Raw genomic sequence first — 4,286 nt, forward strand, 5'->3', positions numbered from 1 at the left:
GAACCGCCTCGCCGAGGGCAAGCTGCCGCTCTGCGCCGAGATGTGCTCGACCAAGGCCCTGCTGGCCGGTGACGGCGAGATGATCGCCGAGATCTACAAGCAGCGGGTGATCAAGCGCGGCTACGGCTCCGGCGCCTGGGGCTGGAAGACGGCCTACCGCGAGACCGTCGCGATCTGAGCCGATGCCGGCGCGGGCCTCCGGGCCCGCGCGATGTGACGAGCCTTCGAAAGGAACGCCGATGCGGCGGGCAACGACCTTCCTCAGCACCCTCCTTCTGGCGGTGACGCTCCTCGCTGTGCCTGGCGCCCTCAGTCCGGCCCAGGCGCAGAACCCGATCCAGGCCGACGGCCAGAACCCGATGGGCGCGCGGCCGACGGCGGATTCCGTCAACGAGGAGTTCCTGTTCAAGCAGGATTCCAAGATCCGGGGCCGGATCTCGATTCCCGACGGCAAGGCCGCCAACCTGATCCAGCCGCAGGGCCGCGAATATCAGAATTTCCGCGAGCGCTGGCTGCCCTGGATCGGAGCGCTGGTGATCCTCGGGATGCTGGCCGCGCTGGCTGCGTTCTTCCTGTTCCGCGGCCGGATCATGATGGAGCACAGCCAGGAATCGGGAAAGAAGCTGCTGCGCTTCAACGCCTTCGAGCGCTTCACCCACTGGATGACGGCGGTCTGCTTCATCATCCTGTCCCTGTCGGGTCTGAACTACATCTTCGGCAAGCGCCTGCTGATGCCGCTGATCGGTCCCGAGGCCTTCGGCGCCCTGGCGCAATGGGCGAAGTACAGCCACGTCTACCTGGCTTGGCCGTTCATGCTCGGCGTCGCCTTCATGGTCATGCTCTGGATCAAGGACAACATCCCGAACCGGATCGACTGGGCCTGGATCAAGGCCGGCGGCGGCTTCATCGGCAGCAAGCATCCCCATGCCGGCCGCTTCAATGCCGGCCAGAAGGGCGTGTTCTGGATGGTCGCCGGCTTCGGCGCCGCCATGGCCGTCACCGGCCTGATGATGCTGTTCCCGTTCGCGCTCACCGACATCAACGGGATGCAGGTGATGCAGGTGATCCACTCGCTGATCGGCATCGTCTTCATCGCCGGCATCCTGGCCCACATCTATATCGGCACGCTCGGCATGGAGGGCGCCTACGACGCCATGGGCAGCGGCAAGGTCGATCTGGCCTGGGCCCGCGTCCACCACGACCTCTGGGTCGAGCAGGAGCAGGCGCGCACCGCCAGCGGGCCGCAGCTCAAGGGCCATCCGGCCCCGGCGGAGTGACGCGGCCCGAGACCGCCCCGGCGCGTTGCCCCGAGACGCTTCTCCCTCGCCGAACCGGCCCCCGGTCCGGCGGGGAGCCATAGACGGAAGACAGACGATGAAAGCCTTCCTCGCCGCCGTGATCGCCGCCATCGCCCTCGGGGTGCTGGCCATGTTCGCGCTCACGAGCAATCAGAAATTCGCCTACCAGGCCTTCGCCACGTCCGGCGCGCGGGTGTCGGAGCCCGGCACCAACCTCGTCGGCCCGCGCTGGAACGGCGATCCGGCCCCCGACGAGTTCGGATCGGAAGCCGAGCCCCACGGCAAGGCCGAGGGGACGGGCTCGCATCCGAAGCGCTCCTGAGCACCGATCCCCTGCTCGGCAACCGTCCCTTGTGCATCGCACCGGCTCCCCGATCGCGGACGAGGCACGAGATTCTTGTTTCCGCATCGTCTGTTCCCGAAAGCCGGAAACCACCTTTCGGGACGATGCGCTAGGAGCGAGCCCGATGAAGCATCCGTCCCTTGCCCGCCTGCTCGGAATCGGCCTCGCGCCCGTCCTTCTCGTCGGCGCCGCCGCGGCCCAGGAGGCGCCGGCCGCGCCCGGCAAGCCGGCCAATCTCTGCCAGGAACTCCTGGCCTTCGTGAAGCAGCCGGAGCCGGCCAAGCAGGCCGCCGCGACGCCGCCGCAACAGGCGACGGCGGTCTCGAACCCGTCCGGCAAGTCGGGAAGCGGCTCGCCCTCCTCCTCGGGCGGCGAACCGCAGCAGAAATCGAGTCTCAGCGGCCCGGTCCCCTCCGGCGAGACGGCGCCGAAGGCCCAGAAGAACGTCCTGGCTCAGGCCAATGCCGAGGCGAAAGTGCCCCCGGCGCCGGGCACACCCGGTGCGGGACCTCGACCGGACGCGGCGCTGGTCGGGAAGGTCGAGACCGCGGCGGCGGCGGACGATCAGACGGCCTGTCGCGCCGCAGCCCGCGAGATGCGGACGGCCGGCGTGGCGATGCCGCCGCCCCTTCTGGCCCTCGCCGCCCTCGACCCCCGCTTCTTCGGCAAGTAAGCGGGGGCAAGTAAGCGGGGCGGGGAACTGGGAGGCCGGGACCGGCCCTCGCCCGATGGCGGGGCGTGCTCTCCTCCCACGTGCATCGCTGCCCCCGAGCCTGTAAGCTTCCCGCTCGGTTCACGCAGCAGCCCTCGGGTGACGGCTCATGGGGCATACCGTGACAAGTTTGGAGACGGCCAGCGCGCGCTTGCTGACCGTCGCCTCCATCCAGGACATGGTGGCCGTCCTACGGGATACGGCGCGCGCGGTGGCCGGGGCGGACGGCATCGCCGTGGTTCTGCGCGAGGGAGACTTCTGCGCCTACGTGGCCGAAGATGCGATGATGCCCCTGTGGCGCGGCACCAAGTTCCGCCTCGAGGAATGCATCTCGGGATGGACGATGCTCAACGATCAGGCCGTGATCGTGCCCGATATCTGGAACGATCTGCGCGTCCCCGTCGCCGCCTACCAGACCAAATCGGTGCGAAGCCTCGTCATGACGCCGATCGGATCACCGGCACCGATCGCCGCGCTCGGCGCCTATTGGTGTGCCTGGGTCGAGCCCGATAAAAGCACGGTGCAACGATTGCAGGCCTTGGCCGATGCGGCTACGGCTGCGGTGACCCGTTTGCGGTCGGGACAGGCCGACCCGATCGCAAGCCTGCTCGGACGGGTGTAGGTGGATTTTCAGGCGGCCTGTTCCGTTCGCCGAACCTGCACACCCTGACGGATGTCGGCTGCACCGCCCAATCTCAAGTACCAGGACTCGAATGTTACGAAACCGCGTTCGACGGCCCTTCACCGTCGAAGCCAAGGCGAGCGGCCAAGCCCGCTCCATCACCATCCCCTCGAAGCAGCCGCGGGAGCCGCGCAAGCGGACCGGGCAGGACGAAGCCGCAGCGGCAGCCGCGCGGCTGTGGCCCTCCTTCGAGACCGCTCCCGCGAATTCCCCGTCCCCGGTCGAGACCGCCCCGGAACATCGCCGCATCCTGCCGAGCCTTCTCGTGGTGGAGGTCCAGGAGCCGGAACCTGAGCCGACCCCCGAGCCGGAAGAGCTGTTCCGTGTGCGCCGCCTCTCGGCCGTCGAACCGGCCGAGACCGCTCCGCGCCGCCGCGGCAGGCCCCGGAAGGAGGCCGCCCGACCCGACGCCACGGTCCAGCGCGACGCTGCGATGATCGAACCCGTCGAGCCGGAGCTGCCTCGGCCCGCGGCGGAGGCCGCTCCCCTCGTCCGGCATCGCCGCCCGGACAGGACCGGCAGCGAGACGCTGCGCCTAGGGGAGCGGTGGAAGCGGCGCCTGCCGCGGGTGTGCTGGTAGGCCCGCCGAGTTCGGGTGGTCCTACGGACGGGGCGGCTCCCCGTTTCGACAAAAGAGGGTTCTGTAATCGGGCCCCTGCCGTCAAGAGGGCCATCTCACCGCGTTTGCCGTAAGATCCGCGCCACCTCAAAATTTTTGTCGATTAGATCCAGAGGGCGCATCATGTTGATTGCTCGCAGTTCGTTGCGATGGAAGAAATACGCTCTTACATTAGCCTTCCTCTTGATTGGTGTATTGATTTCCTATAACGCGTATTTTTATTTATTAAAATCAATCAATGATCGCATCAGCAGATGTGACGACGAGTCTGCTGCTGAGTATATCCAAGAAAAAGACCAACGAATGCGTGAATGCAAGTAGAAAAGTCCGCAAAAGCCGAGCATTTGCATCCCCCCGTCGCTAAAGCGCGCTCGGCGGCCGGTTCACGTGCTTTTATCTCGTACCCACGGGGCTCTTGGCTTCTGTCCGTGGTCTGCACGATGACCGCCACATGATCGCGTTCCGATGAGAGGCGAGCCTATATGCGGCAGCGGACTTGGCCAGAGGCCAGCACACCCGTTATTCCGGCTTCACCTCCCGCCCGTCCCCGTGAGGACGACCCTTCGAGGCTAGGTGCGCCCAGCCTCGATCCCTGTGATCGGTGAGATGCCTACGCGGCTGTCGTGGCTGGC

5 protein-coding genes and 1 pseudogene are annotated in these 4,286 nt (G+C 67.1%); all 6 read left to right on the plus strand.

All coding sequences use genetic code 11. The features are described from left to right. Window positions 1-178 (plus strand): annotated as a pseudogene (locus MZTS_RS23350) (formate dehydrogenase); the annotation flags it as partial. A 61-nt stretch (window positions 179-239) separates the two neighbouring features. Continuing rightward, window positions 240-1,277, plus strand: coding sequence for a formate dehydrogenase subunit gamma (locus tag MZTS_RS23355; RefSeq protein WP_192285651.1), 1,038 nt, complete (start codon window positions 240-242; stop codon window positions 1,275-1,277). A 97-nt stretch (window positions 1,278-1,374) separates the two neighbouring features. Next, on the plus strand, window positions 1,375-1,620 hold the full coding sequence (locus tag MZTS_RS23360; protein ID WP_009865206.1) for a hypothetical protein: 246 nt from the start codon (window positions 1,375-1,377) through the stop codon (window positions 1,618-1,620). A 145-nt stretch (window positions 1,621-1,765) separates the two neighbouring features. Next, window positions 1,766-2,314 carry a hypothetical protein gene (locus tag MZTS_RS23365; RefSeq protein ID WP_009865207.1) on the plus strand — a complete coding sequence of 183 codons (549 nt, stop codon included), beginning with the start codon at window positions 1,766-1,768 and terminating at the stop codon, window positions 2,312-2,314. Between the two features lie 148 nt (window positions 2,315-2,462). Next, a complete protein-coding gene (locus tag MZTS_RS23370; protein ID WP_192285653.1) occupies window positions 2,463-2,975 on the plus strand; it encodes a GAF domain-containing protein in 513 nt (170 codons plus the stop codon). 91 nt (window positions 2,976-3,066) lie between these two features. Further along, a complete protein-coding gene (locus MZTS_RS23375) occupies window positions 3,067-3,615 on the plus strand; it encodes a DNA-binding protein (RefSeq protein ID WP_192285655.1) in 549 nt (182 codons plus the stop codon). The last annotated feature ends 671 nt before the right edge of the window (window positions 3,616-4,286 follow it).

The organism is Methylorubrum zatmanii (assembly GCF_014845115.1).
Classification (GTDB): Bacteria; Pseudomonadota; Alphaproteobacteria; order Rhizobiales; family Beijerinckiaceae; genus Methylobacterium; species Methylobacterium zatmanii.